The 24,747-nt window shown below is 63.0% G+C and carries 35 protein-coding genes and 2 pseudogenes; 1 reads left to right on the top strand and 36 read right to left on the bottom strand.

Annotated elements, in window-relative coordinates; genetic code table 11:
* Window positions 1–101: 101 nt before the first annotated feature.
* Entirely contained in the window at window positions 102–293 is a 192-nt protein-coding gene (locus FJW10_RS29250; RefSeq protein ID WP_140902620.1) for a DUF2735 domain-containing protein, read from the top strand.
* A gap of 82 nt (window positions 294–375) precedes the next feature.
* Here FJW10_RS29250 and FJW10_RS29245 read toward each other — a convergent pair whose 3' ends face one another.
* The 36 genes and pseudogenes from FJW10_RS29245 to FJW10_RS29070 all read right to left on the bottom strand — a co-directional run.
* Window positions 376–2,265 (bottom strand): MFS transporter, encoded by a 1,890-nt coding sequence (locus tag FJW10_RS29245; protein ID WP_140902619.1) that lies wholly within the window; start codon window positions 2,263–2,265, stop codon window positions 376–378.
* Window positions 2,266–2,460: 195 nt separating this feature from the next.
* Window positions 2,461–3,252: an ATP12 family chaperone protein gene (locus FJW10_RS29240; RefSeq protein WP_140902618.1), complete on the bottom strand. Its 792-nt coding sequence runs from the start codon at window positions 3,250–3,252 to the stop codon at window positions 2,461–2,463.
* Window positions 3,253–3,353: 101 nt separating this feature from the next.
* A complete protein-coding gene (locus FJW10_RS29235; RefSeq protein WP_140902626.1) occupies window positions 3,354–4,229 on the bottom strand; it encodes a DMT family transporter in 876 nt (291 codons plus the stop codon).
* Window positions 4,230–4,272: 43 nt separating this feature from the next.
* A complete protein-coding gene (locus tag FJW10_RS29230) occupies window positions 4,273–5,253 on the bottom strand; it encodes an RluA family pseudouridine synthase (protein WP_140902617.1) in 981 nt (326 codons plus the stop codon).
* Between the two features lie 124 nt (window positions 5,254–5,377).
* Window positions 5,378–5,566 (bottom strand): annotated as a pseudogene (locus FJW10_RS30910) (DUF779 domain-containing protein); the annotation flags it as partial.
* Window positions 5,567–5,637: 71 nt separating this feature from the next.
* A complete protein-coding gene (locus FJW10_RS29220; protein ID WP_140902616.1) occupies window positions 5,638–6,462 on the bottom strand; it encodes an aspartyl/asparaginyl beta-hydroxylase domain-containing protein in 825 nt (274 codons plus the stop codon).
* Between the two features lie 300 nt (window positions 6,463–6,762).
* Window positions 6,763–8,073 carry a replication-associated recombination protein A gene (locus tag FJW10_RS29215; RefSeq protein ID WP_140902615.1) on the bottom strand — a complete coding sequence of 437 codons (1,311 nt, stop codon included), beginning with the start codon at window positions 8,071–8,073 and terminating at the stop codon, window positions 6,763–6,765.
* 47 nt (window positions 8,074–8,120) lie between these two features.
* Complete coding sequence (locus tag FJW10_RS29210; protein WP_140902614.1) at window positions 8,121–9,608, bottom strand: DegQ family serine endoprotease; 1,488 nt, start codon at window positions 9,606–9,608, stop codon at window positions 8,121–8,123.
* A gap of 193 nt (window positions 9,609–9,801) precedes the next feature.
* Window positions 9,802–10,233: a 50S ribosomal protein L17 gene (rplQ, locus tag FJW10_RS29205; RefSeq protein WP_140829750.1), complete on the bottom strand. Its 432-nt coding sequence runs from the start codon at window positions 10,231–10,233 to the stop codon at window positions 9,802–9,804.
* Between the two features lie 104 nt (window positions 10,234–10,337).
* Window positions 10,338–11,348, bottom strand: coding sequence for a DNA-directed RNA polymerase subunit alpha (locus tag FJW10_RS29200; RefSeq protein ID WP_040983001.1), 1,011 nt, complete (start codon window positions 11,346–11,348; stop codon window positions 10,338–10,340).
* 98 nt (window positions 11,349–11,446) lie between these two features.
* Window positions 11,447–11,836 carry a 30S ribosomal protein S11 gene (rpsK, locus tag FJW10_RS29195; RefSeq protein WP_006205444.1) on the bottom strand — a complete coding sequence of 130 codons (390 nt, stop codon included), beginning with the start codon at window positions 11,834–11,836 and terminating at the stop codon, window positions 11,447–11,449.
* 119 nt (window positions 11,837–11,955) lie between these two features.
* Window positions 11,956–12,324, bottom strand: coding sequence for a 30S ribosomal protein S13 (gene rpsM / locus FJW10_RS29190; protein WP_140646276.1), 369 nt, complete (start codon window positions 12,322–12,324; stop codon window positions 11,956–11,958).
* A gap of 210 nt (window positions 12,325–12,534) precedes the next feature.
* Window positions 12,535–13,125, bottom strand: coding sequence for an adenylate kinase (locus FJW10_RS29185; protein ID WP_140902613.1), 591 nt, complete (start codon window positions 13,123–13,125; stop codon window positions 12,535–12,537).
* Window positions 13,122–14,462, bottom strand: coding sequence for a preprotein translocase subunit SecY (secY, locus tag FJW10_RS29180; protein WP_140829746.1), 1,341 nt, complete (start codon window positions 14,460–14,462; stop codon window positions 13,122–13,124). The genes FJW10_RS29185 and secY overlap by 4 nt, the downstream gene beginning before the upstream one ends.
* 258 nt (window positions 14,463–14,720) lie before the next feature.
* Window positions 14,721–15,194, bottom strand: a complete 474-nt coding sequence (gene rplO, locus FJW10_RS29175; RefSeq protein WP_140646279.1) for a 50S ribosomal protein L15 — start codon at window positions 15,192–15,194, stop codon at window positions 14,721–14,723.
* 22 nt (window positions 15,195–15,216) lie between these two features.
* Window positions 15,217–15,414, bottom strand: coding sequence for a 50S ribosomal protein L30 (gene rpmD / locus FJW10_RS29170; protein ID WP_027170355.1), 198 nt, complete (start codon window positions 15,412–15,414; stop codon window positions 15,217–15,219).
* A 25-nt stretch (window positions 15,415–15,439) separates the two neighbouring features.
* Window positions 15,440–16,003: a 30S ribosomal protein S5 gene (gene rpsE / locus FJW10_RS29165; protein ID WP_032933400.1), complete on the bottom strand. Its 564-nt coding sequence runs from the start codon at window positions 16,001–16,003 to the stop codon at window positions 15,440–15,442.
* Window positions 16,004–16,151: 148 nt separating this feature from the next.
* Complete coding sequence (gene rplR, locus FJW10_RS29160) at window positions 16,152–16,514, bottom strand: 50S ribosomal protein L18 (RefSeq protein WP_140829744.1); 363 nt, start codon at window positions 16,512–16,514, stop codon at window positions 16,152–16,154.
* A gap of 138 nt (window positions 16,515–16,652) precedes the next feature.
* Entirely contained in the window at window positions 16,653–17,186 is a 534-nt protein-coding gene (gene rplF, locus FJW10_RS29155) for a 50S ribosomal protein L6 (RefSeq protein WP_140829742.1), read from the bottom strand.
* An 89-nt stretch (window positions 17,187–17,275) separates the two neighbouring features.
* On the bottom strand, window positions 17,276–17,674 hold the full coding sequence (gene rpsH / locus FJW10_RS29150) for a 30S ribosomal protein S8 (RefSeq protein WP_042642201.1): 399 nt from the start codon (window positions 17,672–17,674) through the stop codon (window positions 17,276–17,278).
* 12 nt (window positions 17,675–17,686) lie between these two features.
* Window positions 17,687–17,992 (bottom strand): 30S ribosomal protein S14, encoded by a 306-nt coding sequence (gene rpsN / locus FJW10_RS29145; RefSeq protein ID WP_042642199.1) that lies wholly within the window; start codon window positions 17,990–17,992, stop codon window positions 17,687–17,689.
* A gap of 26 nt (window positions 17,993–18,018) precedes the next feature.
* Window positions 18,019–18,597, bottom strand: coding sequence for a 50S ribosomal protein L5 (gene rplE, locus FJW10_RS29140; protein ID WP_140829740.1), 579 nt, complete (start codon window positions 18,595–18,597; stop codon window positions 18,019–18,021).
* Entirely contained in the window at window positions 18,590–18,904 is a 315-nt protein-coding gene (gene rplX, locus FJW10_RS29135) for a 50S ribosomal protein L24 (RefSeq protein ID WP_140829737.1), read from the bottom strand. The genes rplE and rplX overlap by 8 nt, the downstream gene beginning before the upstream one ends.
* A 12-nt stretch (window positions 18,905–18,916) precedes the next feature.
* Window positions 18,917–19,285 carry a 50S ribosomal protein L14 gene (gene rplN, locus FJW10_RS29130; protein WP_006205457.1) on the bottom strand — a complete coding sequence of 123 codons (369 nt, stop codon included), beginning with the start codon at window positions 19,283–19,285 and terminating at the stop codon, window positions 18,917–18,919.
* 83 nt (window positions 19,286–19,368) lie between these two features.
* Window positions 19,369–19,608 (bottom strand): 30S ribosomal protein S17, encoded by a 240-nt coding sequence (gene rpsQ, locus FJW10_RS29125; protein WP_023675136.1) that lies wholly within the window; start codon window positions 19,606–19,608, stop codon window positions 19,369–19,371.
* Window positions 19,609–19,619: 11 nt separating this feature from the next.
* Window positions 19,620–19,820, bottom strand: coding sequence for a 50S ribosomal protein L29 (rpmC, locus tag FJW10_RS29120; protein ID WP_137934271.1), 201 nt, complete (start codon window positions 19,818–19,820; stop codon window positions 19,620–19,622).
* Window positions 19,821–19,832: 12 nt separating this feature from the next.
* Complete coding sequence (gene rplP, locus FJW10_RS29115; protein ID WP_027170364.1) at window positions 19,833–20,246, bottom strand: 50S ribosomal protein L16; 414 nt, start codon at window positions 20,244–20,246, stop codon at window positions 19,833–19,835.
* Between the two features lie 27 nt (window positions 20,247–20,273).
* Window positions 20,274–21,008, bottom strand: coding sequence for a 30S ribosomal protein S3 (gene rpsC / locus FJW10_RS29110; RefSeq protein ID WP_095765512.1), 735 nt, complete (start codon window positions 21,006–21,008; stop codon window positions 20,274–20,276).
* The gene (gene rplV, locus FJW10_RS29105) at window positions 21,008–21,397 is read right to left on the bottom strand and encodes a 50S ribosomal protein L22 (RefSeq protein ID WP_006205462.1); all 390 of its coding nucleotides are present in this window, start codon (window positions 21,395–21,397) and stop codon (window positions 21,008–21,010) included. Before rplV ends, rpsC begins: the two co-directional genes overlap by 1 nt.
* A gap of 2 nt (window positions 21,398–21,399) precedes the next feature.
* On the bottom strand, window positions 21,400–21,678 hold the full coding sequence (gene rpsS / locus FJW10_RS29100; RefSeq protein ID WP_015317982.1) for a 30S ribosomal protein S19: 279 nt from the start codon (window positions 21,676–21,678) through the stop codon (window positions 21,400–21,402).
* Between the two features lie 16 nt (window positions 21,679–21,694).
* Complete coding sequence (rplB, locus tag FJW10_RS29095; RefSeq protein ID WP_140902612.1) at window positions 21,695–22,528, bottom strand: 50S ribosomal protein L2; 834 nt, start codon at window positions 22,526–22,528, stop codon at window positions 21,695–21,697.
* 22 nt (window positions 22,529–22,550) lie between these two features.
* Entirely contained in the window at window positions 22,551–22,844 is a 294-nt protein-coding gene (locus tag FJW10_RS29090; RefSeq protein WP_040983033.1) for a 50S ribosomal protein L23, read from the bottom strand.
* Window positions 22,841–23,461 carry a 50S ribosomal protein L4 gene (rplD, locus tag FJW10_RS29085; RefSeq protein WP_140784986.1) on the bottom strand — a complete coding sequence of 207 codons (621 nt, stop codon included), beginning with the start codon at window positions 23,459–23,461 and terminating at the stop codon, window positions 22,841–22,843. The genes FJW10_RS29090 and rplD overlap by 4 nt, the downstream gene beginning before the upstream one ends.
* Window positions 23,461–24,177 carry a 50S ribosomal protein L3 gene (gene rplC / locus FJW10_RS29080; RefSeq protein WP_095765515.1) on the bottom strand — a complete coding sequence of 239 codons (717 nt, stop codon included), beginning with the start codon at window positions 24,175–24,177 and terminating at the stop codon, window positions 23,461–23,463. Before rplC ends, rplD begins: the two co-directional genes overlap by 1 nt.
* A gap of 108 nt (window positions 24,178–24,285) precedes the next feature.
* The gene (gene rpsJ, locus FJW10_RS29075) at window positions 24,286–24,594 is read right to left on the bottom strand and encodes a 30S ribosomal protein S10 (protein ID WP_006205468.1); all 309 of its coding nucleotides are present in this window, start codon (window positions 24,592–24,594) and stop codon (window positions 24,286–24,288) included.
* A 69-nt stretch (window positions 24,595–24,663) separates the two neighbouring features.
* Window positions 24,664–24,747: pseudogene (locus FJW10_RS29070) on the bottom strand (elongation factor Tu); the annotation flags it as partial.

Below are 24,747 nucleotides of genomic sequence, written 5' to 3'. Positions count from 1 at the left end.
ATAATGATCTTTTTGTAGGCATATTGCCTAAACGAATCGCAGAACCTATCTTGCTTGATAAGTTGAATCGGCAAGTCCCCGGACAAGCAAGGAGGTCGCCAATGCAAGTCGTGCAGCCGCGTCCGTCGGCAAAAATTCTGATATTCCCGCTGACAGGACGCAAGTCTGCCGCAAATTTAGGCGCCAAGGCCAAATTCGCGGCAGAGCTTGCGGCGCTTCGCGGCGAGCATGCCGACTTTGACGGCTGGTACCACGAAGCAGCCGTCGAAGAAGAAAATCAGCGCAAGAGCTGATCGCCTCTTTGAGCTTCATGAACGGAAAGGCCCGGCGCGATCACTCGCGCCGGGCTTTCTTCTTTTGAGCGGACGATCGAGGTCAGTCCTTGGCGTGGAGGTCGGTGCCGAGCGTATCCCTGACGAAGATCATGCCGATGATGAGCGACATCGCCGCGATGATCACCGGATACCAGAGGCCGTAGTAGATATCGCCCTTATAGGCGCTGAGCGCGAACACCGTCGCCGGCAGCAGGCCGCCGAACCAGCCATTGCCGATGTGATAGGGCAACGACATGCCGGTGTAGCGGATGCGGGTCGGAAACATCTCGACCAGGATTGCGGCGATCGGCCCGTAGACCATGGTGACGAACAGCACCAGGATGAACAGGATGCCGATCGTGAGCGGCCAGTTGATGGCTGCCGGATCGGCAGTCATGGCGAAGGCGCCACCGCCCGGGACGGTGTAGACGGTGACTTCCGGCGCACCGGCTGCCTCATCCTTGGTCAGGAGCTTGTCGGCGATCGCCTTGTCGGTCGGAACCGTCGCCTTCTCGCCGCCGCGGATGGCCGCCGCGTCGAGCTTCAGCTCGGGATTGGCCGCGATGAAGGCGTCGAGCTTCTGGTCGGGCACCTTGGCCGCGGCGCGCTTCAACGGATAGCCACCGTCCTGAAGCGACATGTTCACCGCCTTGGCGAAGGCCGCGTCCTTGGCCTTGGCCTGATCGCCGGCGGCGACGGCGTCATAGGATTCCACCGTCTCGTTGCCGATCTTGACCGAGGCTGCGGTGCCTGGGGCTGCCGTGGTCACCACGTCATAAGGCACCGAGTTCTTGGTCAGGAACGAAGTCGCGATATCGCAGGATGTCGTGAATTTTGCCGTGCCGACCGGGTTGAACTGGAACTTGCAGTCGCCGGGCGCTGCCGTCACCGTCGCGCGGGTGTTCTGCTGCGCGGTGGCCAGAGCCGGATTGGCGGCCCAGGTCAGCGCTTTGAACAGCGGGAAGGTGCAGACGATGCCGAGCGCAAGGCCTGCCATGATGATCGGCTTGCGACCGATCTTGTCCGACAGCCAGCCGAAGACGACGAAGAAGATAGAGCCGATGGCCAGCGCAATCGCGATCATGATGTTGACCGACTGCGCGTCGACCTTCAGCACGTTCGTGAGGAAGAAAAGCGCGTAGAACTGGCCATTGTACCAGATCACGGCCTGGCCGGCGGTGAGGCCGAGCAGCGCCAGCAGCGCGATCTTGGCATTCTTCCATTGACCGAAGGCTTCCGAGAGCGGCGCCTTGGAGCCCTTGCCCTCTTCCTTCATGCGCTGGAAGGTCGGCGACTCCGAGAGCGACAGCCGGATCCAGATCGAAACGGCAAGCAGCACGAAAGAAACGATGAAGGGAATGCGCCAGCCCCAGGAGGCGTAGGTTTCCTTGCTGAGCGAGCCCTGAACAATCAGGATGACGATCAACGACAGGAAAAGGCCGAGCGTCGCCGTCGTCTGGATCCACGACGTATAGAAACCGCGACGGTCGTCAGGCGCGTGCTCCGCGACATAGGTCGCAGCGCCGCCATATTCGCCACCGAGCGCCAGGCCTTGCAACATGCGCAGCCCGATCAGGATCACGGGAGCCAAGATGCCCAAGGTTGCGTAGCCCGGCAGCAGGCCGACCAGGAAGGTCGACAGACCCATGATCGTCATGGTGACGAGGAAGGTATATTTGCGGCCGACGAGATCGCCGATGCGCCCGAAAAGCAACGCGCCGAACGGGCGGACAAGGAAGCCGGCGGCAAAGGCAAGCAGCGCAAAGATGTTGCGCGTTGCCTCGGGAATCGCCGGGCTGAAGAAGGTCGAGCCGATGAAGGCGGCCAACGAGCCGTAGAGATAGAAATCGTACCATTCGAAAACGGTGCCGAGCGAAGAGGCGAAGATGACTTTCTTCTCCTCCCGCGTCATGCCGCGGCTGGTTCTGCCGGCGGTCGAAGCCATTGCCATTGATGTATCCTCCCGTGAGATCCCGTCTGTCCTCGATGGCTGCGCACCACCGTCCGCGCTCCTCCGAACGCGGACTCAAAAACGCAGCCAACGAGGGAAAAAATGACAGAAAGGGCGGGCCAAAGGCACCGCGACGATGGGATTATGACTTTGGTATTAGGTGCGCTGCGAAAGCGGCGCCGCGCTTGAATTGCTCTAGGCCTGCAGCGCTTCGAGCAGGCTGACCGCCGCCATCATGTCGCGCTTGCGGGCCGAGCGGCGCGCAACGGCCTCCGCATCCTGGCCCCAATGCTCGATCTGCCAGTCCTCGTCGACATGGCCGGCTGCCCAAGCTTCCTCGCCGTCGAGGTGACCGAAATCGACCGCCAAAGCCAGCAGCGCCGAACCGGTCAGCGCGGTCATGACATGAATGGCGGCCAGCCGCATCGGCTCGACACGCTGGCCAAGATGCGCGCCGAGCACGGCGATCGCCTCGCGCGGCTGCTCGACATGGATGACGCCTTCGGCAAGGTTGAAGCGCGCGCCGAGGCTGCCGCGTGCCCAGTCCAGCACCGGGTCCCAGAGCTTGTTCTGGCGATCGACCAGTCCCTGCGGGCCATCGGCGCGGTAGCACAAAAGATCGGACGAGGCGAAGCGCAGCACGTCCTCCAGCACCGCCTGCGGATCCGAGGCGACGCCGTCGACGGCGGTGTTGACGAGCCGCATGACAGGCATTGTCACGGGATCGATGACCTCGCCTTGTGCGCTGAATTCATCGGCAACGAGCGCGGCAGCGTTTTCGGTCGGCAGCACCATCACGGCCTTGCCCGGCGTGCGCACGGGCCGTCCGTCCAGATGAACGGCAAAGCCATTCTCGACGGGAGCCACTGAAACAGTCTTGTAGAAACGCTTCGGCAGCGGTGTCTTCATCTGGATCTGGGCGCGGCGCACGGGATCCGGGTCGGAAAGCAGCTTTCCGGCTTCGAGGTCTTCGAGGATGTCGCGCATGCCGAACTCCTTAAAGCAATTCCAGGGAACGTGTGAAGGGTTTTCCGTCCGGAATTGCGTCAAAACAAGAGATAGAGCAGCTTGCCGTTCGGCGAGCTGCTCTATGGTGCGGGCTGTCTGCGCGCCGGGCGATTGACGATGATCAGCCCGGCGGCGATCAGGCCGAGTGCCAGGATTATCCTGGTCGTCGGCAGTTCGCCCAACAGCACCGCGCCGCACAGGACGCCGAACACCGGCGACAGGAAGGCGAAGCTCGACAGACCGGCGGTCGGATAACGCGTGAGCAGCCAGAACCACAACACATAGGTGAAAGCGACGATATAGAAAGACTGGAAGAGCAGCGCCAGTGTCGGCAAGGCGGCAAGCGCACGGATCGGCGGGCCGGCGAAAGGCATCACCAGCAGGCCGACGACAGTCGCACCCGCCAACTGGTAGAGCAGAAGCTTTTCGGCGTTGGTTTCCACCAGTTTCGACCGCTTTATGAAAATGCTGGTCGCCGCCCAGAGAATGCCCGAGCCGAGACTGAGCAGGTCACCCGTCAGCGTCGCGTCGCTGCCGGCAGTGATGCCGTCCGAGAACACCGCCACCAGGCCGCAGAAGGCCAGAACCAGCCCGCCGAGCTTGCGCGCATTGATGCGCTCGCCGAGCAGGAAATGGCCGCCGATCAGAACCCAGAACGGCATGGTGTTGACCAGCAGCGTGTTGCGGGCAACGGTCGTGTATTCGAGCCCGATATAGAGGCACAGGAACTCGACGCCGAAGAGCACGCCGACGACGATGCCGGCGGCCAGCGTCCGATCCGCTTCGAACAGCTTGACGCCGCGCAGCCGGCACCAGGCGAACACGCAAAGCCCGCCGATAACCGATCGCGCGACCGAGACGAAGACAGGGTCGTAGCCGGCATATGAGACCTTGGCGGCGACGTAGTTCAGGCCCCAGGAAAAGGTCAGTCCGACCATGATGACAGCAGCGGGCATGTCGACCGCATCGCGACGGTCCAATGCCGGGGCGACAGCCAAGTCAGTCCTCCGCGCTCTGGTCGTCGAAGCCGATCAGGTTCCAGCTCTGGCGCATATGCGGCGGCATCGGCGCCGTGACGTCGATGACGCCCTGGTCCGGATGCGGGATGATAATGCGGCGCGCATGCAGGTGCAGGCGGTTCTGAATGCCGCCCGGGAAATCCCAGTTGGTATCGGCCTCGAAATATTTTGGGTCGCCGATGATCGGGCAACCTATATAGGCGGCGTGAACGCGAAGCTGGTGAGTGCGGCCGGTATAGGGCTCCATCTCCAGCCAGGTCATCGTCTGCGCCGCCTGCTCGATGACGCGGTAGTAGGAGACGGCGTGGTCGGCGCCCTTCTCTCCATGCGCGGCCACGCGCACGCGGTCGCCATCCTCCGTCGGTTCCTTGATCAGCCAGGTCGAGATCTTGTCCTCGCGCTTGGGCGGCACGCCCTTGACCAGCGCCCAGTAGGTTTTCTTGGTCTCTCGCGCCCGGAACGCTTCCGACAGCTTCATCGCCGCAAGACGGGTGCGGGCAACCACCAGCACGCCGGATGTGTCACGGTCGAGACGGTGGACGAGGCGCGGCTTCTCGCCCTTCTGATTGCGCCAGGCCTCGAGCATGTCGTCGACATTGCGGGTGACGCCGGAGCCGCCCTGCACCGCCAGGCCGGCCGGCTTGTTGAAGACGAAAACCTTCGGATCCTCATGCAAGAGCATCTTGGCGAGCACGTCGGCATCGCCCTGGTTGCGGATCGAGTGACCGGTGAGCGGCGCATCGCCCTTCTTATCGACATCGAGCGGAGGAACGCGGACAGACTGGCCGGGCTCGACACGCGTGTCGGCCTTCACCCGGCCACCATCGACACGGATCTGGCCGGACCGAAGCAGTTTCTGCAGATGGCCGAAGCCGAGGCCCGGGTAATGGACCTTGAACCAGCGGTCGAGCCGCATGCCCGCCTCGCCGGCCTCCACCGTGATCTGTTCAACACCTGCCATGACTTCGCTTTTCCGTTTGAAAGCGGCGCCATAGCACTATGGCAGGCATTGTGCGAGCCAAAGACCCAATAAAGCCGGACGATTACCCCAATCGTCGCACTGGATGCAGGTCAGCCTGATTCGCTCAGCCGCCGGGAGATAGCGGCTGGACGGCGCAGATGGTCGAGCGCGTCAGCAGCCGTTTCTCGCGGCCGTTGTCGAGCGAGAACATGCCGCCCCTGCCCTTCACCACATCGATGATCAGGTCGGTGTGTTTCCAGGCCTCATATTGAGAGGTGCTGATATAGACCGGCGTGTCGCCGATCTCGCCGATCTCCACGTAAGAGCAGACATCCGAATCTCGGCCGCACGCCGACCGAACCGGAGGTTCAAAAGGCGCCAGGATCAGTTGGCCGCCTTCGGCTTGGACGAGCCGATCATTTTCCAGTTCTTGTAGAAGACGGAATTGATGCGCTCCACGCTGACCGAGACGATGGAGAGAAGGCCCGCGATCAGCTTCGGGAACGGAGACGGCCGAATGATGTCGACGAAGACGCAATAGCGGCGGCCGTCATATTCGTTGACCGACCGGTGGAACAGCGTGTCGTCGAAGATGAACAGCGGGTTGTCGTACCAGTAGTTCTTCTTGCTGCCACACTGGATGAAGATCTCGGCCTTCACCGGGATCAGGTTGTAGAGGATGCGCAGGCTGAGCCGCAGCGGACCGAAATGCCAGGACGTGGATTCGCGCTTGCTGAAGACGGATACCGCGATCGTCTTGATGTATTTGTAATCCTTGTTGAATTCGGGAACGTTGTCGATCTTGTGCTTGCCGTACCACTGGTAGACATACATACCACGCCGGCCGGTGCCGAAATTGGCGTCGATATCGGCGATGATCTCGTCCTTGCGGGCGTTGAAGACGCCCAAGACCTCGTTGATCTCGCGCTGATAGTCCTCGGGGAACTGCTCAGGCTTCCAGACGCCGGGGTTGCGGTAGCAGAGAAGGTCGACGATCAGGTTGAACGGCGACAACAGCCAAGTGAACAGGCCATTGCCAAGGAAGTAGCGTTCGAACAGGTTCTGGTTCTTCTGGTCGTTGCGCATGACATCGATCAGGCCGCAGACGACCCAGATGGCGGCCAGGATTGGGATGAAGTAGAAAGCGAGCGCGAGAACCACGACCGCGATGGCAGCCTTGCGGAGCGTCTTGACGGTTTGCTTTGTCATTGTCATTCGCGCGGGAGCGCGATCCTGTTCCGTTTGCCAAAATCACGGCGACCCCCGCCCGCCGTGCGTCTTGATAAGATTTTTTGTTTCCCGGCACAATGCCGACGCACGGTCCCGGTGGTCGGCCCGAATGAATACTTGGAGTATGTTACTCCACTTCAACTCAATGCACGGCCGGCAAACCAAGCTCGTCCCATCTTTCCCCAGGGATCGGATCGCGGACCAGGAATTCGAAGCCGACGACGCTTTCCCCATGGCGTGGCTTCGCGACGAAGCGTGCCGACCGCCGGGCCGCGCAACTCAGCTGCTCCGTTCGCCGCGCAGCTTTGCCCAATATTCCAGCCGCTTGCGGATATCGCGCTCGAAACCGCGCTCCGGCGGGTCGTAGAAAGTGCGCCGGCCCATCTTCTCCGGAAAATAGTCCTGGCCTGAAAACGCGTCCGGCTCGTCATGGTCGTAGCGATAGCCGGCGCCGTAATCCTCCTGCTTCATCAGTTTGGTCGGGGCATTGAGGATGTGCTTCGGCGGCAGCAGCGAACCGAACTCCTTGGCGGCCGCTGTCGCAGCCTTGAAGGCGGTGTAGACGGCGTTCGATTTCGGCGCCGTGGCGAGATAGACGGCGGCCTGGGCGAAGGCGAGCTCGCCCTCGGGCGAGCCGAGATAGTCATAGGCATCCTTTGCCGCATTGGCGACGACAAGCGCCTGAGGATCGGCGAGCCCGATATCCTCCACCGCCATGCGCACGAGCCGGCGACCGAGATAAAGCGGATCCTCGCCGGCATCGAACATGCGGGCAAGGTAATAGAGCGCGGCATCCGGGTCGGAGCCGCGCACCGATTTGTGCAGCGCCGAGATCAGATTGTAGTGGCCGTCCTGGCCCTTGTCGTAGATCGGGGCGCGGCGCTGGATGACGCGCTGCAGGCCCTCCGGGCCGAACACCTCGCCTTTCTTGGCGGCGCGCCAGATTTCCTCGGCCAGCGTCAGCGAGGCGCGGCCGTCGCCATCCGCCATGCGGATGAGCATGGCACGCGCTTCTTCATCAAGCGGCAGCGCCCTGCCCTCGGTTTCTTCCGCGCGCGCCAGCAGCTTGGCGATGCTTTCCTCGCCCAGCGAACGGAACACCAGCACGCGCGCGCGGGACAGAAGCGCGGCATTCAATTCGAAGGACGGGTTCTCCGTGGTGGCGCCGACCAGCACCACCGTGCCGTCTTCCATCACGGGGAGAAAGCCGTCCTGCTGGGCGCGGTTGAAGCGATGGATCTCGTCGACGAAGAGCAGCGTCTGGCGGCCGTTGGAGCGCCTGAGCTTCGCCGCCTCGAAAACTTTCTTGAGGTCCGCGACGCCGGAAAATACGGCCGAGATCTGCTCGAAGGCGAGATTGGTCTCGCCTGCGAGCAGCCGCGCCACCGTCGTCTTGCCGGTGCCGGGCGGACCCCAGAAGATCATCGAGCCGAGCGAGCCGGAATCGATCAGCCTGGTCAGCGCGCCGTCGGGGCCGGTCAGATGCTCCTGGCCCACGACCTCGCCAAGGTCTTTGGGGCGCAGCCGGTCGGCAAGCGGTCGCCCGGGCGCCACTTTCTCCGGTTCATCGGAACTGAACAGATCGGCCATGCAAGTCTTTTGGTTGAAAAGCGATCTTCAAAGATGGGAAGACCGGCTCAGTAGCGCAACACCTGGCGCAGTATCTGCCCGCCGCGCTCGACGGTAAAGCGCCACCAGCGCGTGTCCTGCTGGGCAACCTGCGCCAGCGTTGCCGCGGTGTCGATGGTGGTGCCGTTGACCTCGCGCACGATATCGCCGGGCTGGAAGCCGAAATCGGCGGCCGGCGAATCGCGGCTGATATCGATGACGGTGACGCCCTTGATATCCGTGCGAAGGCCAAGGCGCTGGGCAAGCCGGGGCGACAGCTCCGCGACCTTGGCGCCGGAAAAGGGACTGCGGCCGCGCAAGGTGACTTCGCTGGGCTTGGCGCCCTCCGGCGCGCGCTCCAGCGGAATCTCCAACGTCGCCTGCTGCCCTTTGCTCAGCACGGCAAATGTCGCCTTGGAGCCGATCGACAGCGTCGCCATGCGGTAGTCGAGCGCCTCGATGCTTTCAACCGGTGTGTTGTTGAGCGACAGGACGACATCGCCAGCCTTGAGCCCCGCCTTGCCCGCCGGCCCGGCGGCGTCCACGGACGACACCAGGGCGCCGGTCGGCTTCTCCATGCCAAGCGATTCTGCGATCTGCGGCGTCACCATTTCGAATTCCGCGCCGATATAGGGACGCTCGAAGAAGTCGAGCCCGGCCTTGGCGGCGTCGGCGAAGGCGCGCACCATGTTCGAGGGAATGGCGAAGCCGATGCCGATCGAACCGCCGCTGCGGCTGTAGATCGCCGTGTTGATGCCGACCAGCTGGCCGCCCATGTTGATCAGCGCGCCGCCCGAGTTGCCGGGATTGATGGCGGCATCGGTCTGGATGAAATAACCCGAATCCGAAACGCCGATATGGCTGCGGGCAAGCGCCGAGACGATGCCGCTGGTGGTGGTCTGGCCGACACCGAACGGGTTGCCGATGGCGAGCACCAGATCGCCAACCTCGAGCGCGTCGGAATCGCCGATGGCAATCACCGGGAACGGCTTGTCGGCCGAGATCTTGAGCACGGCGAGATCGAGCGTCTCGTCCTTGAGCATGACCTTGGAGGTGAACTCGCGCCCGTCCGCGGTCGCGACCTTCACCTCGTCGGCGTCCTTGATGACGTGGAAGTTGGTGACGATGACGCCGCTCGGATCGACCAGCACGCCCGAACCGAGCGAGGACTGCGCGCGCGGCTGGGCGCGGCCGAAGAATTCCTCGAAGAAGGGATCGCCCTCGAAAGGCGACGTCACCTTTGCGGTCTGCGACGCATAGACATTCACCACGGCCGGGGCCGTCTGCTTGACCAGCGGCGCGAAGGAGAGCTGCACCTCCTCGCGGCCGAACGGTACGCGCTTGTCGGGGCCGGACGTGCCGTTCTCGCCCTCGACGCCGTGCAGGAGATCGGTCAGCACATCGGAGAGGCCCGGATCGGCCGGCTTGGCGGCGTCCCCGGCAAGAGCCTGTCTTGCGGCCGGTGCCACGGCGAAGACCGCCAGCGCGGCAACAAGAAACAGTCGTTTGAGGTGCATTCTCGAATCCCTCCAGATCGGGCGCCATTGTCCTGACGATTGTGCAGAATGAAAGGCTAATGCACACAAATGCGACACTTGTCGCACAAAAGCGTTCGCGCAAGGGCGAAAAATCCGCACGCCTGCCCGCCCTCCGGCAAATGCAAAAAGGGGCCCGCAGGCCCCTTGAAGTCATTGACGAAAATGCTTGGCCTCAGGCGACCGCGGCTTCCTCGTTGGCGCCCTCGGCCTCGAGGCGGGCGCGGTCGGCGGCGCCCTTGGCCGAGGTGTCGCGGTCGACGAATTCGATGACCGCCATCGCGGCGTTGTCGCCCTTGCGGAAGCCCGCCTTCATGATGCGAAGATAGCCACCGTTGCGCTGCGCATAACGCGGCGCAATCGTGTCGAACAGGCGCTTCACGACCGGCTCGTTGCCGATCTGGGCGATGACCTGACGACGGGCGTGCAGGTCGCCGCGCTTGCCGAGCGTGACGAGCTTCTCGACGATCGGACGCAGGTCCTTCGCCTTCGGCAGGGTGGTGACGATCTGCTCGTGCTCGATCAGAGACACCGCGAGGTTGGCGAACATTGACTTGCGGTGGCTTACGCTGCGGGCGAAGCGACGGCCTTTGAAACCGTGGCGCATGGCTCTTTTCCTTCTTCAGTTGTTCAAGAGGCCACGGCCTCTGATGGTTTTCCGCATGACCGTCGGATCGAGCGGCTCTCGCCGCCGATCCTTGGAATTCATGCTCAATATTGGTCTTCGTAACGCTTGGCGAGGTCTTCGATGTTTTCCGGCGGCCAGTCCGGCACTTCCATGCCGAGATGGAGGCCCATGGCCGCCAGCACTTCCTTGATCTCGTTCAGCGACTTGCGGCCGAAGTTCGGGGTGCGCAGCATCTCGGCTTCGGTCTTCTGGATCAGGTCGCCGATATAGACGATGTTGTCGTTCTTCAGGCAGTTGGCCGAACGCACCGAAAGCTCGAGCTCGTCGACCTTCTTGAGCAGCGCCGGGTTGAAGGCGAGCTCGGTGACGGCTTCGGCGGCGACTTCCTTCTGCGGCTCGTCGAAGTTGACGAACAGCGCGAGCTGGTCCTGCAGGATGCGAGCGGCGAAAGCCACCGCGTCCTCACCCGAGATCGAGCCGTTGGTCTCGATGGTCATGGTCAACTTGTCGTAGTCGAGCACCTGGCCCTCGCGGGTGTTCTCGACCTTGTAGGAGACCTTCTTGACCGGCGAGTAGAGGCTGTCGACCGGGATCAGGCCGATCGGCGCGTCCTCGGCGCGGTTGCGCTCTGCCGGCACATAGCCCTTGCCGGTGTCGACGGTGAACTCCATGCGGATCTCGGCGCCCTCGTCCAGCGTGCAGATGACGTGGTCGGGGTTGAGGATCTCGACGTCGCCGACTGTCTGGATGTCGCCGGCGAGCACGGCGCCCGGGCCCTGCTTGCGAACGACCATGCGCTTGGGTCCATCGCCTTCCATGCGGATGGCGATTTCCTTGATGTTGAGCACGATGTCGGTCACGTCCTCGCGCACGCCGGCGATGGACGAGAATTCATGCAGCACGCCGTCGATCTGCACGGCGGTGACGGCCGCGCCGCGCAGCGAAGACAGAAGCACGCGCCGCAGCGCATTGCCCAGCGTCAAGCCAAAGCCGCGCTCGAGCGGCTCGGCCACCAGCGTGGTCAGCGTCTTCTTCTTCGACGAGAACTCGATCTTGTTCGGCTTGATCAGTTCCTGCCAGTTTTTCTGGATCATAGATGTCTTCCTTCCTTTGCCCCGCCACCATCCAATCGTGGCGGGCGACACGGAAAACCGCGGAGGAACGCCGTGGCGTTCGCGCGGCGCTTAAAAAATCAGACGCGGCGCTTCTTGCGCGGACGGCAGCCATTGTGCGGGATCGGCGTCACGTCACGGATCGAGGTGATGGTGAAGCCCGCCGCCTGTAGCGCGCGAAGGGCCGATTCACGGCCGGAGCCGGGTCCGCAGACCTCGACCTCGAGCATGCGCATGCCGTGTTCCTGCGCCTTCTTGGCGACGTCCTCGGCGGCCATCTGGGCGGCGAACGGGGTCGACTTGCGCGAACCCTTGAAGCCTTGCGCGCCGGCCGACGACCAGGCAATCGAATTGCCCTGAGCGTCGGTGATGGTGATCATGGTGTTGTTGAAGGTCGAATTGACGTGGGCAACGCCCGACGAAATGTTCTTGCGTTCGCGACGGCGAACACGAGCGGCTTCCTTGGCCATGGTAGTCCTTTCAGTTGATCTCTACACCGCCGTAATGCCAGCGGCTCCACCTTTGGGATCGAGCAGGGAATAGCGAGTAGGGATTCCTACCCGCTAACGGCTACTCGCTATTCGCTTACTTACTTCTTCTTGCCGGCGATCGCCTTGGCCGGACCCTTGCGGGTGCGCGCATTGGTATGCGTGCGCTGGCCGCGGACCGGCAGCGAGCGGCGGTGACGCAGGCCGCGGTAGCAGCCGAGGTCCATGAGCCGCTTGATGTTCATCGAGACTTCGCGGCGCAGGTCGCCTTCGACCTGGTAATCGCGGTCGATCGCCTCGCGGATCTGCAACACTTCCGCGTCGGTCAGCTGGTTGACGCGGCGGTCCGCCGGGATGCCGACCTTGTCGACGATCTCCTGGGCAAACTTCTTGCCGATGCCGTGAATGTACTGAAGCGCAATGACGACGCGCTTGTTGGTCGGAATGTTGACGCCGGCTATACGAGCCATCTTCTTCTCTTTCTCCATGTGGGCCGGGCATGCCCGGCGCTGTCGAAGTTGCCCCGCGTCCGGTGGAGGCCGGCCCTTGCGGGAGTTTCCTGGTTCAAAGCGACCGCCTTGCCCGCAAGGGCAAGCAAAGTCCATGCCTGATAGGAAGACGGGCCGCCATACCCCAACGGCCCACTTCAGTCAAGCGCAATCTTTAATTGTCGGCCCGGCCTACTTCGCCGCAACCGCGAGGACCTTGCTGATCTCTGCGGTCACCGCATCGATACTGGCCATGCCGTCGACGGTCTTGAGCTTGCCTTTGGCGTAGTAGTAGCCGATCAGCGGCGCCGTCTTCTTGTAGTATTCGCGCAAGCGTTCCTCGAACACCGCCGGGTTGTCGTCCTTGCGCACCGGCTGGCCGGCGGCCTTGGCATCTTCGGCGCGTTTGACGATTCGGCCAACCAGCGCCTTGTCGTCGACGACGAGCTCGATGACGGTGTCGAGCGCTATGCCGCGCTCGGCGAGCATAGCCTCGACCGCGTCGGCCTGGACCAGCGTGCGCGGATAACCATCGAGGATGAAACCCTTGGCGCAATCCGGCTGATCGATGCGTTCGGCGACGATGGCGTTGACGATCGCATCCGAGACCAGTTCACCGGCATCCATCACCGCCTTGGCACGCTTGCCGACCTCGGTTCCGGCCTGGACGGCGGCACGCAGCATGTCACCCGTCGAGAGCTGGGGGATGCCGTGCTTTTCTACCAGTCTTTGTGCTTGCGTCCCCTTGCCCGCTCCTGGCGGCCCAAGCAATATCAGCCTCATCTGCTCCTCTTCCCCCCGCGCAACTTCGACTTCTTGATCAGGCCCTCATACTGGTGCGCGATCAGGTGACCCTGAATCTGCGCCACCGTGTCGAGCGTGACACTGACCACGATCAGAAGCGATGTGCCACCGAGGTAGAAAGGTACGCCAGTCGCCGAAATCAGGAACTCCGGCAGCAGACAGACCAGCACCAGGTAAATGGCGCCGATAACGGTTATGCGCGTCAGTACATAGTCGATATATTCGGCGGTGCGCTCGCCCGGACGATAGCCTGGGATGAAGCCGGAGTGCTTCTTGAGCTGGTCGGCCGTGTCCTTCGGGTTGAAGACGATCGCCGTGTAGAAGAAGGCGAAGAAGACGATCATGCCCGCATAGAAGATCATGTAGAGCGGCTGGCCATGGCCGAGCGAGGCGAGGATCGTGCTGGCCCAGGCCGGCAGGTTGGTCGCCTGCGAGAAGCCCGCGACGGTTGCCGGCAGAAGCAGCAGCGAGGACGCGAAGATCGGCGGGATGACGCCAGAGGTGTTGAGCTTCAGCGGCAGATGCGAGGTATCGCCCTGGAACATGCGGTTGCCGACCTGGCGCTTCGGATACTGGATGAGCAGGCGGCGCTGCGCGCGTTCGAAGAAGACGATGAGCGCGATGACGATGATGGCCAGCACGATGATCGCGAGGATGAGGCCCGTCGACAGCGCGCCGGTGCGGCCGAGTTCCAGGGTGCCGGAGATCGCGCGGGGCAGGCCGGCGACGATGCCGGAGAAAATGATCAGCGAAATACCGTTGCCGATGCCGCGTGCGGTGATCTGCTCGCCGAGCCACATCAGGAACATGGTGCCGCCGACCAGCGTGACGACGGTCGAGATGCGGAAGAACATGCCGGGATCGTTGACGATGCCGTTGCCGCCCTCGAGGCCGACCGAAATGCCGTAGGCCTGGACCAGCGCCAGGAGCACCGTGCCGTAGCGCGTGTACTGGTTGATGATCTTGCGGCCCTGCTCGCCCTCCTTCTTCAGCGTCTCCAGCGAAGGGATGACCGAGGTCATCAGCTGCATGATGATGGAGGCGGAGATGTAGGGCATGATGCCCAGCGCGAAGATCGCCATGCGCTGTACGGCGCCGCCGGCGAACATGTTGAACATGCCGAGCACGCCCTTGCTCTGCGAGGAGAAGGCCTGGGCGAAAGCGTCGGGATTGATGCCGGGAAGCGGGATATAGGTGCCGAGGCGGTAGACGAGCAGCGCGCCGATGGTGAACCAGATGCGCTTCTTGAGGTCCTCGGCCTTGGCGAAGGCCGCGAAATTCAGATTGGAGGCTAGTTGTTCAGCAGCCGAGGCCATGCCTGATTCTCCGCTAGACCATAATGCCGAAAAGTGTGGAGCGGTTTTCGGACGATATCATGCTCTACTTCGTTTGATTTCCATGTCACGCTCGATGCCCGCAGCTCAGGCGGCGCGTGTCACCGAAGCCCACGAGATAAGCTCCGGACCGTAAACATGCAAGCGGCCGCGTTGACGCGGCCGCCCAATTCATCTGGTCAAAGCGCGGTTCGACGGAAAATGCGAAATCATCCTGGCCGGCCGCGCTTCAACTGGCCGTTACTCGGCGGCGGCCGCTTCCGGCAGCTTCACCGAACCGCCGGCCTTCTCGATCTTCTCGATCGCGGCCTTGGATGCGCCGGCGACGTCGAAGGAGAGCTTGGCCTTGAGTTCGCCGTCGGACAGCACACGCACGCCGTCCTTGGCGCGGCGGATGACGCCGGCGGCAACCAGAGCCTCGGCCGTAACGGTCGCCTTGGCGTCGAGCTTCTTGGCATCGATCGCGGCCTGGATACGAGCCAGCGACACGACGGTGAAGCTCTTGGCGAAGATGTTGTTGAAGCCACGCTTCGGCAGGCGCCGGTAGAGCGGCATCTGGCCGCCCTCGAAGCCGTTGATGGCGACGCCCGAGCGGGCCTTCTGGCCCTTGACGCCGCGACCGGCCGTCTTGCCCGAGCCGGAGCCGATGCCGCGACCGAGGCGCTTCCTGGAGTGCGTGGCGCCGTCCTTGTCACGCAGATCGTTGAGTTTCATGTTTCTTCTCCTGCGCTTCCGTTCAGGCCTCGTCCACGACGCGGACGAGGTGCTGGACGGCGGCGATCATGCCGCGCACCGAAGGGGTATCTTCCAGCGTGCGCCGCTTGTGCATCTTGTTCAGGCCGAGGCCGACCAGCGTCGCGCGCTGCTCCTTCGGCCGGCGGATCGGCGAGCCGATCTGCTCGACGGTGATGGTCTTGGTAGCTTTCTTGGCCATGATCGAAATCCCTGGTCAGCGTCGACTATTCTTCAGCCGCAACGGCGGTGCCGCGGCGGGCCTGAAGGGTCGAGTACTTGATGCCGCGCGCGGCAGCCACATCCTTCGGATGCATCTGGCTCTTCAGCGCGTCGAAGGTGGCGCGAACCATGTTGTAGGGGTTCGAAGACCCCATCGACTTGGCGACCACGTCATGCATGCCGAGCGTCTCGAAGACGGCGCGCATCGGGCCGCCGGCGATGATGCCGGTACCCTGCTTGGCGGCGCGCAGCAGAACGCGCCCAGCGCCCCAACGGCCCTCGACGTCGTGATGCAGCGTGCGGCCCGAACGCAGCGGCACGAAGATCATGTCGCGCTTGGCCGACTCGGTCGCCTTGCGGATCGCTTCCGGCACTTCGCGCGCCTTGCCGTGACCGAAGCCGACGCGGCCCTTCTGGTCGCCGACGACGACGAGAGCGGCAAAGCCGAAACGACGGCCGCCCTTCACCACCTTGGCGACGCGGTTGATGTGGACGAGCTTGTCCACCATGCCGTCGTCACGCTCTTCGCGCTCGCGGCCGCGGCCGCCTTCTCTACGTTCCTGTGCCATATCCTAGTCCTTGTTCTTTTCCGGAAGCACGGGTTGCTGTTTGCCGACACCGCTTCGGGTCGTCAGCGGCGAATTTTTCCTTTGCATGATCTTATCCGAAAAGTCTGCAACTTTTCGCTGCGCGGACCTCCCGGTTCGGGATCATGCATCAGAAGCTGAGACCGCCTTCGCGGGCAGCCTCGGCCAGCGCCTTGACGCGGCCATGATAGATGTACGGGCCGCGGTCGAAGACGACTTCCTTGACGCCTGCCTTCGTGGCACGCTCGGCGATCAGTTTGCCGACCGCGGCGGCGGCGGAGGTGTCGGCGCCGGTCTTGAGCGAACCCTTGAGATCCTTCTCCAGCGTCGACGCGGCGGCCAGCGTGTGGCCGTTAGCATCGTCGATGACCTGGACGTAAATGTTCTTCGAGGTGCGGTGCACCGAAAGCCGCGGACGCGCGCCGGCGACCTTCTTCAGCTGGCGGCGCACGCGTTGCGCGCGGCGTTGGATGGTTTCTTTGGGGCTTGCCATAATGTCAGTTCCTTGCCTTCAGAAAACGGGGGCAACCCTGTGCGGTAGGCCAGGCCTCCCGCGGCCGCTCCCCGCGGCGTTACACTTCTGCGGCTTGGCCCTTTGCGAAAAGTCTGCAACTTTTCGGGGCCAGGCCTATTACTTCTTCTTGCCTTCCTTGCGCACGATGCGCTCGTCGGCATAGCGCACGCCCTTGCCCTTGTAGGGCTCGGGGCCGCGATATTCGCGGATCTCGGCGGCGACCTGGCCAACCTGCTGCTTATCGATGCCCGAGACGGTGATCTCGGTCGGCTTCGGCACCGTAATGGTGATGCCCTGCGGCGTCTGATAAACCACGTCGTGACTGAAGCCGAGCGCCAGCTGCAGGTTCTTGCCCTGCAACGCCGCGCGATAGCCGACGCCGGTGATCTCGAGCTTCTTCTCGAAGCCGTCCTTCACGCCCTGCAGGATGTTGACGATCTGCGTGCGCGACATGCCCCACTTGGAGCGGGCGTTCTTGGTCTGGTCGCGCGGCTCAACGGAGATCTCGTTGTTGTCCATCTTCACCAGCACTTCGTCGTTCACCACGAACTTCAGCTCGCCCTTGGGGCCCTTCGCCGTCACGGTCTGGCCGTTGACGGACGCGGTCACGCCCTGAGGCAGCGAAACGGGTTTCTTTCCGATACGAGACATTTTGTTGTCCTCGTCACTTCTTTCGTTTCAGTTCCAGTTCCCGGGCGCGATCCCGAGAACCGAAGCCCATTCATCAATCTCGCGCCGGATCAGAAGATCTGGCAGAGGATTTCGCCGCCGACATTCTGCTCGCGCGCTTCATGGTCGGCCATGACGCCCTTCGGCGTCGAAAGGATGGCGATGCCGAGGCCGTTGGCGACCTGCGGGATCGACTTGGCCGAGACATAGACGCGGCGGCCGGGCTTCGAGACGCGCTCGATTTCGCGCACGACCGGAGCGCCGTCGAAATACTTCAGCTCGATCTCGATTTCGGACTTACCGTTTTCGAAATCGGTCTGGCTGTAGTCGCGGATATAGCCTTCCGACTTCAGCACTTCGAGGACACGGGCGCGCAGACGCGAGGCCGGGGTCGAAACGCTCGACTTCTTGCGGCCATAGGCGTTGCGGATGCGGGTCAGCATATCGCCGAGAGGATCGCTCAATGACATCTCAGTGTCTCCTTACCAGCTCGACTTGACCAGGCCCGGGATCTGGCCGGTATTGCCCAGATCGCGAAGCGCGATACGCGAAAGCTTCAGCTTGCGGTAGTAGGCGCGCGGACGGCCCGTCACTTCGCAGCGGTTGCGGATGCGGATCTTGGCCGAGTTGCGCGGCAGCGCCGAAAGCTTCAACTGGGCGCGAAAACGCTCTTCCATCGGCTTGGACTGATCCATGATGATGGCCTTGAGCGCCGTGCGCTTGGCGGCATACTGGTCGGCGAGCTTGCGGCGCCGGTTGTTCTTCTCGACTGAGCTGGTCTTTGCCATTTCAGATGTTTCCTTTTTCGCTGCCGTTACTGGCGGAAGGGGAAGTTGAAGGCTTTGAGCAGCGCTCTTGCCTCGTCGTCCGTCTTCGCCGTCGTACAAACGATGACGTCCATGCCCCAGACCTGATCAACCTTGTCGTAGTTGATCTCCGGGAACACGATGTGCTCCTTGATGCCCATGGCATAGTTGCCACGGCCGTCAAAGCTCTTCGGGTTCAGTCCGCGGAAGTCGCGAACGCGCGGCAGCGCGATGTTCACGAGGCGGTCCAGGAACTCGTACATGCGTTCCTTGCGCAGCGTGACCTTGGCGCCGATCGGCATGTTCTCGCGCACCTTGAAGCCGGCAATCGAGTTGCGGGCGCGGGTGACGACGGCCTTCTGGCCGGCGATCAGCGCGAGATCCTCGGCCGCGACCGAGGGCTTCTTGGAGTCTGCGGTTGCTTCGCCGACACCCATGTTCAGCACGATCTTGTCGATGCGCGGAACCTGCATGTCGTTGTCGTAGCCGAACTGCTCCTGCATCGCCTTGCGGATGGTCTCGTTGTAGACCTTCTTGAGGCGCGGCTCGTTCTTGGCAATTGCCTGCTTGGTTTCAGCCTTAGCCATTGATGACTTCTCCCGAACGCTTGGCGACGCGCACCTTCTTGCCATCCTTTTGGATGGTGAAGCCGACGCGGGTCGGCTTGCCGTCCTTGGGGTCGGCCAGCGCGATATTCGACAGGTGGATCGGCGCTTCCTTGGTGATGACCCCGCCCTCTTGGGACTGGGTCTGCTTCTGATGACGGCGAATGAGGTTCACGCCGCGGACGACCGCGGTGTCTTCCTTCGGCTGCACCGACAGGACTTCGCCCGAACGGCCCTTGTCCTTGCCGGCAAGCACGACAACCTTGTCGCCTTTTTTGATCTTTTGCATTGGTCCGGCTCCTTACAGCACTTCAGGCGCGAGCGAGATGATCTTCATGTGGTTCTTGGCGCGCAATTCGCGCGGAACCGGTCCGAAGATACGGGTGCCGATCGGCTCTTTCTTATTGTCGACGAGAACGGCCGCGTTCTTGTCGAAACGGATCACGCTGCCGTCCGGGCGGCGGATGTCCTTGGCCGTGCGAACCACGACCGCCTTCATCACATCGCCCTTCTTAACGCGGCCGCGCGGAATGGCTTCCTTGATCGACACCACGATGATGTCGCCGACGGAGGCATATTTCCGCTTCGAGCCGCCCAGCACCTTGATGCACATGACACGACGGGCGCCGGAATTGTCCGCGACGTCGAGGTTTGTTTGCATCTGAATCATGACTGGCCGCCTTCTTCTTTTCTAACGGGACGGGTTCTTTCACCCCTCCCCGGTCTGTCCAAAATTCGGTTCGTTCGCCCGGATCAAGCCTGATCCGAAGAGACGACAACCCAGCGCTTGTCCTTGGAAATCGGCTTCGATTCCTGGATGAACACCTGGTCGCCGACCTTGTGGGCGTTGTTCTCGTCGTGCGCCTTGTACTTCTTGGTCATGCGCACGGTCTTCTTCATCACCGGGTGGGTGAAGCGACGCTCGACCTTGACCACGACCGTCTTCTCGTTCTTGTCGCTGACGACGGTGCCCTGCAGGATGCGCTTTGGCATGGTTCTCGTCCTTAAGCCTTCTTGGCCGCGGATTTTTCCGCGGCGATGGTCTTGATGCGCGCGATGTCCTTGCGGACCTGCTTCACGCGCGCGGTCTTCTCGAGCTGGCCGGTGGCCTTCTGGAAGCGCAGGTTGAACTGCTCCTTCTTGAGGGCCGCCAGGTCGTCGGTCAGCTGATCCTGGGTCTTGGTCCGGATGTCTTCGGCTTTCATGATCGCCTGTCCTTATTCTGCGATGCGCTGCACGAAGCGCGTCTTGACCGAGAGCTTGGCGGCGCCGAGACGCAGCGCTTCACGAGCCGTCTCCTCGCTGACGCCGTCGATCTCGAACATGATACGGCCGGGCTTGACGCGCGCCGCCCAGTAGTCGACCGCGCCCTTGCCCTTACCCATGCGGACTTCGGTCGGCTTCGAGGTGACCGGCAGGTCCGGGAACACCCGTATCCAGACGCGGCCGGCGCGCTTCATCTCGCGGGTGATCGCGCGGCGGGCCGCCTCGATTTCGCGCGCGGTGACGCGGTTCGGCTCAAGCGCCTTCAGCCCGAAACCGCCGAAATCCAGATTGGTGCCGCCCTTGGCGGTACCGTGAATACGGCCCTTGAACTGCTTGCGGAACTTTGTGCGCTTTGGCTGCAGCATCGTTCTAACTCCAAATTCTCAAATGTCTCAGGCGTTCTCGCGGCGGCGGCCGCGTTCACGCTCGCCGCCAGCACCGCCGCCGCCATGCGCGGCATCGCCTTCGGTTGCACGGCGCTCGGAGGCCATCGGGTCATGCTCGAGGATCTCGCCCTTGAACACCCATACCTTGACGCCGCAGATACCGTAGGCCGTGTTCGCCTCGGCCGTGCCGTAGTCGACATCGGCGCGCAGCGTATGCAGCGGCACGCGGCCTTCGCGATACCACTCCATGCGCGCGATTTCGGCGCCGCCGAGACGGCCGGAGCAGTTGATGCGGATGCCTTCGGCGCCGAGACGCATGGCCGACTGAACGGCACGCTTCATGGCGCGGCGGAACGCGATGCGGCGCTCGAGCTGCTGGGCGATCGACTGGGCGACCAGCGTGGCGTCGATTTCCGGCTTGCGCACTTCGACGATGTTGAGGTGCGTTTCGGACTTCGTCATCTCGGTCAGCTTCTTGCGAAGCTTCTCGATGTCGGCGCCCTTCTTGCCGATGATGAGGCCCGGACGCGCCGCGTGGATAGTGACGCGGCACTTCTTGTGCGGACGCTCGATCACGACCTTCGAGATCGCGGCCTGCTTGAGTTCCTTCTCGAGATACTTGCGGATCTTGAGGTCCTCGTGCAGCAGCTGGCCGTATTCGCCGGTGTTCGCGAACCAGCGCGAATCCCAGGTACGGTTGATGCCGAGACGCAGCCCGATCGGATTGACTTTCTGGCCCATTATGCGGCCTCCCCTTTTTCCTCGACTTCACGAACGACGATCGTGAGGTGCGAGAACGGCTTTTCGATACGGCTGGCGCGGCCGCGGCCACGAGCGTGGAAACGCTTCATGACGATCGACTTGCCGACATAGGCTTCCGCCACGATGAGAGCGTCGACGTCGAGGTCGTGATTGTTTTCCGCGTTGGCGATCGCCGATTCCAGCGTCTTCTTGACCGTGCCGGAAATCCGCTTGGCCGAGAATTCGAGGTCGGAAAGCGCTGTCGCGACCTTCTTGCCGCGGATCAGCGCGGCAACCAGGTTGAGCTTCTGCGGGCTGATGCGGATCGTGCGCAGAACGGCACGCGCCTCGTTATCAGCAAGCCTGCGCGGAGCTTTGGCCTTGCCCATGATTATTTCCTCTTCGCCTTCTTATCCGCGCCGTGACCGTAATAGGTCCGGGTCGGAGCGAATTCACCGAACTTGTGGCCGACCATGTCCTCGTTCACCGAGACGGGAACGTGCTTCTGGCCGTTGTAGACACCGAAGGTGAGGCCGACGAACTGCGGCAGGATGGTGGAGCGACGGCTCCACATCTTGATCACCTCATTGCGACCACCTTCACGAACCTTGTCCACCTTCTTGAGAAGGTAGCCGTCGATGAAGGGGCCTTTCCAAATCGAACGAGTCACTTGGCGTTACCTCTTCTTAGCTCTTGCGCTGATGACGCGAGCGCAGGATGAACTTGTCGGTCGCCTTGTTGGACCGCGTCTTCTTGCCCTTGGTCGGCTTGCCCCACGGGGAAACCGGATGGCGACCACCTGAGGTGCGGCCTTCGCCGCCGCCATGCGGATGGTCAACCGGGTTCATGGTCACGCCGCGATTGTGCGGGCGCTTGCCGCGCCACACGGTGCGACCGGCCTTGCCGTCGTTGATGTTGCCGTGGTCGGGGTTCGACACGGCACCGACGGTGGCCATGCAGGAGCCGTGCACGACACGCTGCTCGCCCGAGTTGAGGCGCAGGATCGCCATGCCCTGGTCGCGGCCGACGAGCTGGGCGTAACCGCCAGCCGAACGGGCGACCTGGCCGCCCTTGCCCGGCTTCAGCTCGATGTTGTGGACGATCGTGCCGACCGGCATCGACGCCAGCGGCATCGCGTTGCCCGGCTTCACGTCGACCGCTTCGCCGGCCACGATCTTGTCGCCGGCAGCGAGACGCTGCGGGGCCAGGATGTAGGACAGCTCGCCGTCGTCATACTTGATCAGCGCGATGAAGGCGGTGCGGTTCGGATCGTATTCGATACGCTCGACCGTGCCGACGATGTCGTACTTCTTACGCTTGAAGTCGATGATGCGGTACGAGCGCTTGTGACCGCCGCCGATGAAGCGGGCCGTGATGCGGCCGTAATTGTTGCGGCCGCCCGACTTGGTCAGGCCTTCGGTCAGGCCCTTGACGGGCTTGCCCTTGTAAAGGCCCGAGCGGTCGACGATGACCAGCTGGCGGGTGCTCGGCGTTACCGGGTTGAATTTCTTAAGTGCCATTGTCCTGTCCTCGCGGCCTTGCTCAGAGACCCGTCGCGACGTCGATCGACTGGCCGTCGGCCAGCGTCACAACCGCCTTCTTGACGTCGCCCTGGCGGCCAACGGTGCCGCGGAAGCGCTTGATCTTGCCCTTGCGGACGAGCGTGTTCACAGCCGTCACCTTGACGCCGAAGAGAGCTTCCACGGCAGCCTTGATTTCCGGCTTCGACGCCTTCTTGGCGACGTTGAAGACGACCTGGTTCTGCTCGGAAGCCATGGTCGACTTTTCGGTGATCGCCGGCGAGACGATCACGTCGTAGTGACGGAGGTCGGTCATTTAAAGCGCTCCTCGAGAGCCTCGACGGCGGCCTTCGAAAGGACCAGCGTGCCGCGGCGCAGAATGTCGTAGACGTTGATGCCCTGGATAGGCAGCACGTCGATGTTGGGAATGTTGGTCGCGGCCAGCTTGAAGTTCTGGTCAAGCTCGGCGCCGCCGATCACCAGGGCGTTGGTCAGCCCCAGCGTCTCGAGGTTCGCCACCAGCGCCTTGGTCTTGGCTTCGGTGAGCTTCAGTTCGTCGACGATGATCAGCGAAGAACTCTTGGCCTTGGCCGAGAGAGCGTGCTTGAGGCCAAGCGCACGGACCTTCTTCGGCAGCTCGTGCTCATGGCTGCGAACGACCGGGCCGTGCGCCTTGCCGCCGCCGCGGAACTGCGGAGCGCGAGCCGAGTGGTGACGGGCGCGGCCCGTACCCTTCTGCTTGTACATCTTGGCGCCGGTGCGCGCGATTTCGGCGCGGCCCTTGGCCTTGTGCGTGCCCTGCTGCTTCTTGGCGAGTTGCCAGCGCACGACGCGCTGCAGGATGTCCTCGCGCGGATCAAGGCCGAAAATCTCCTCGGAAAGTTTCACCTTGCCGGCGTCCTTGCCGCCCAGCGTTGTGATCTTGAGATCCATTATTCGGCTCCCTCAGTGGCCGGGGCTTCGTTCTTGGCGGCAGCGGCACGGATCGCGGCCGGCTTCGGCGCATTGGCCGGCAGCGCAACCTTGGCGGCGTCGCGAACCAGGATCCAGGCGCCCTTGACGCCGGGAACAGCGCCGCGGATCAGGATCAGGCCGCGATCGGCGTCGGTCGAGACGACCTCGACATTCTGCGTGGTGACGCGGGTGTCGCCCATGTGGCCGGCCATCTTCTTGCCCTTGAACACCTTGCCGGGGTCCTGGCGCTGGCCGGTCGAACCGTGCGTGCGGTGCGAGACCGAGTTACCGTGCGTGGCGCGGCCACCGCCCATGTGGTGCCGCTTGATCACGCCCTGGAAACCCTTGCCGGTCGAGGTGCCCGTGACGTCGACCTTCTGGCCGGCGACGAAATGCTCGACCGTCAGCTCGGCGCCGACGTCGATCATATTGTCGGCGGAGACGCGGAACTCGGCGACCTTGGCCTTCGGCTCGACGGAAGCGGCGGCGAAATGGCCGCGCATCGCCTTCGACGTGTTCTTCACCTTGGCAAGGCCAACGCCGAGCTGGACGGCGGTGTAGCCGTTCTTCTCCTGCGTGCGCTGGGCCACGACCTGGCAGTTCTCCATCTGGAGAACGGTGACGGGAACGTGTTCCCCGGCATCGTTGTAGATGCGGGTCATTCCCACCTTCTTTGCAATCACACCTGAACGCATCGGTTCAATTCCTTTAGAGTTCCCTGTCGGGGCTATCGCCCCTCCACGCCTCTTGTTCCTTTAGAGTTCCGGGCCAGGGGCACCGCCCCTTACCGCGCTCTCATTCCCTTAGAGCTTGATCTCGACGTCGACACCGGCCGCCAGATCGAGCTTCATCAAAGCATCGACCGTCTGCGGGGTCGGATCGACGATGTCGAGCAGCCGCTTGTGCGTGCGCATCTCGAACTGCTCACGGCTCTTCTTGTCGACGTGGGGCGACCGGTTGACCGTGAATTTCTCGATCCGCGTCGGCAGCGGAATGGGGCCGCGGACGTTGGCGCCGGTGCGCTTGGCGGTCGACACGATTTCGCGCGTCGAGGCGTCGAGCACCCGGTGGTCAAACGCCTTAAGGCGGATGCGGATATTCTGTCCGTTCATGCGTCAATTCCTTGTTCTGGCGCGGCGCGGGCAGCTCCCGCGCCCGCGACAGATCGGTTTCAGTCCAAATTACTCTTTGATGGTGACGACGATGCCGGCACCGACGGTGCGGCCGCCTTCACGGATGGCGAAGCGCAGCTTCTCTTCCATGGC

The sequence above is a fragment of the Mesorhizobium sp. B4-1-1 genome (assembly GCF_006439375.1).
GTDB lineage: Bacteria > Pseudomonadota > Alphaproteobacteria > Rhizobiales > Rhizobiaceae > Mesorhizobium.
Note: the sequence above shows the minus strand (reverse complement) of the source record. Positions and strands in the feature narration are given on the sequence as shown.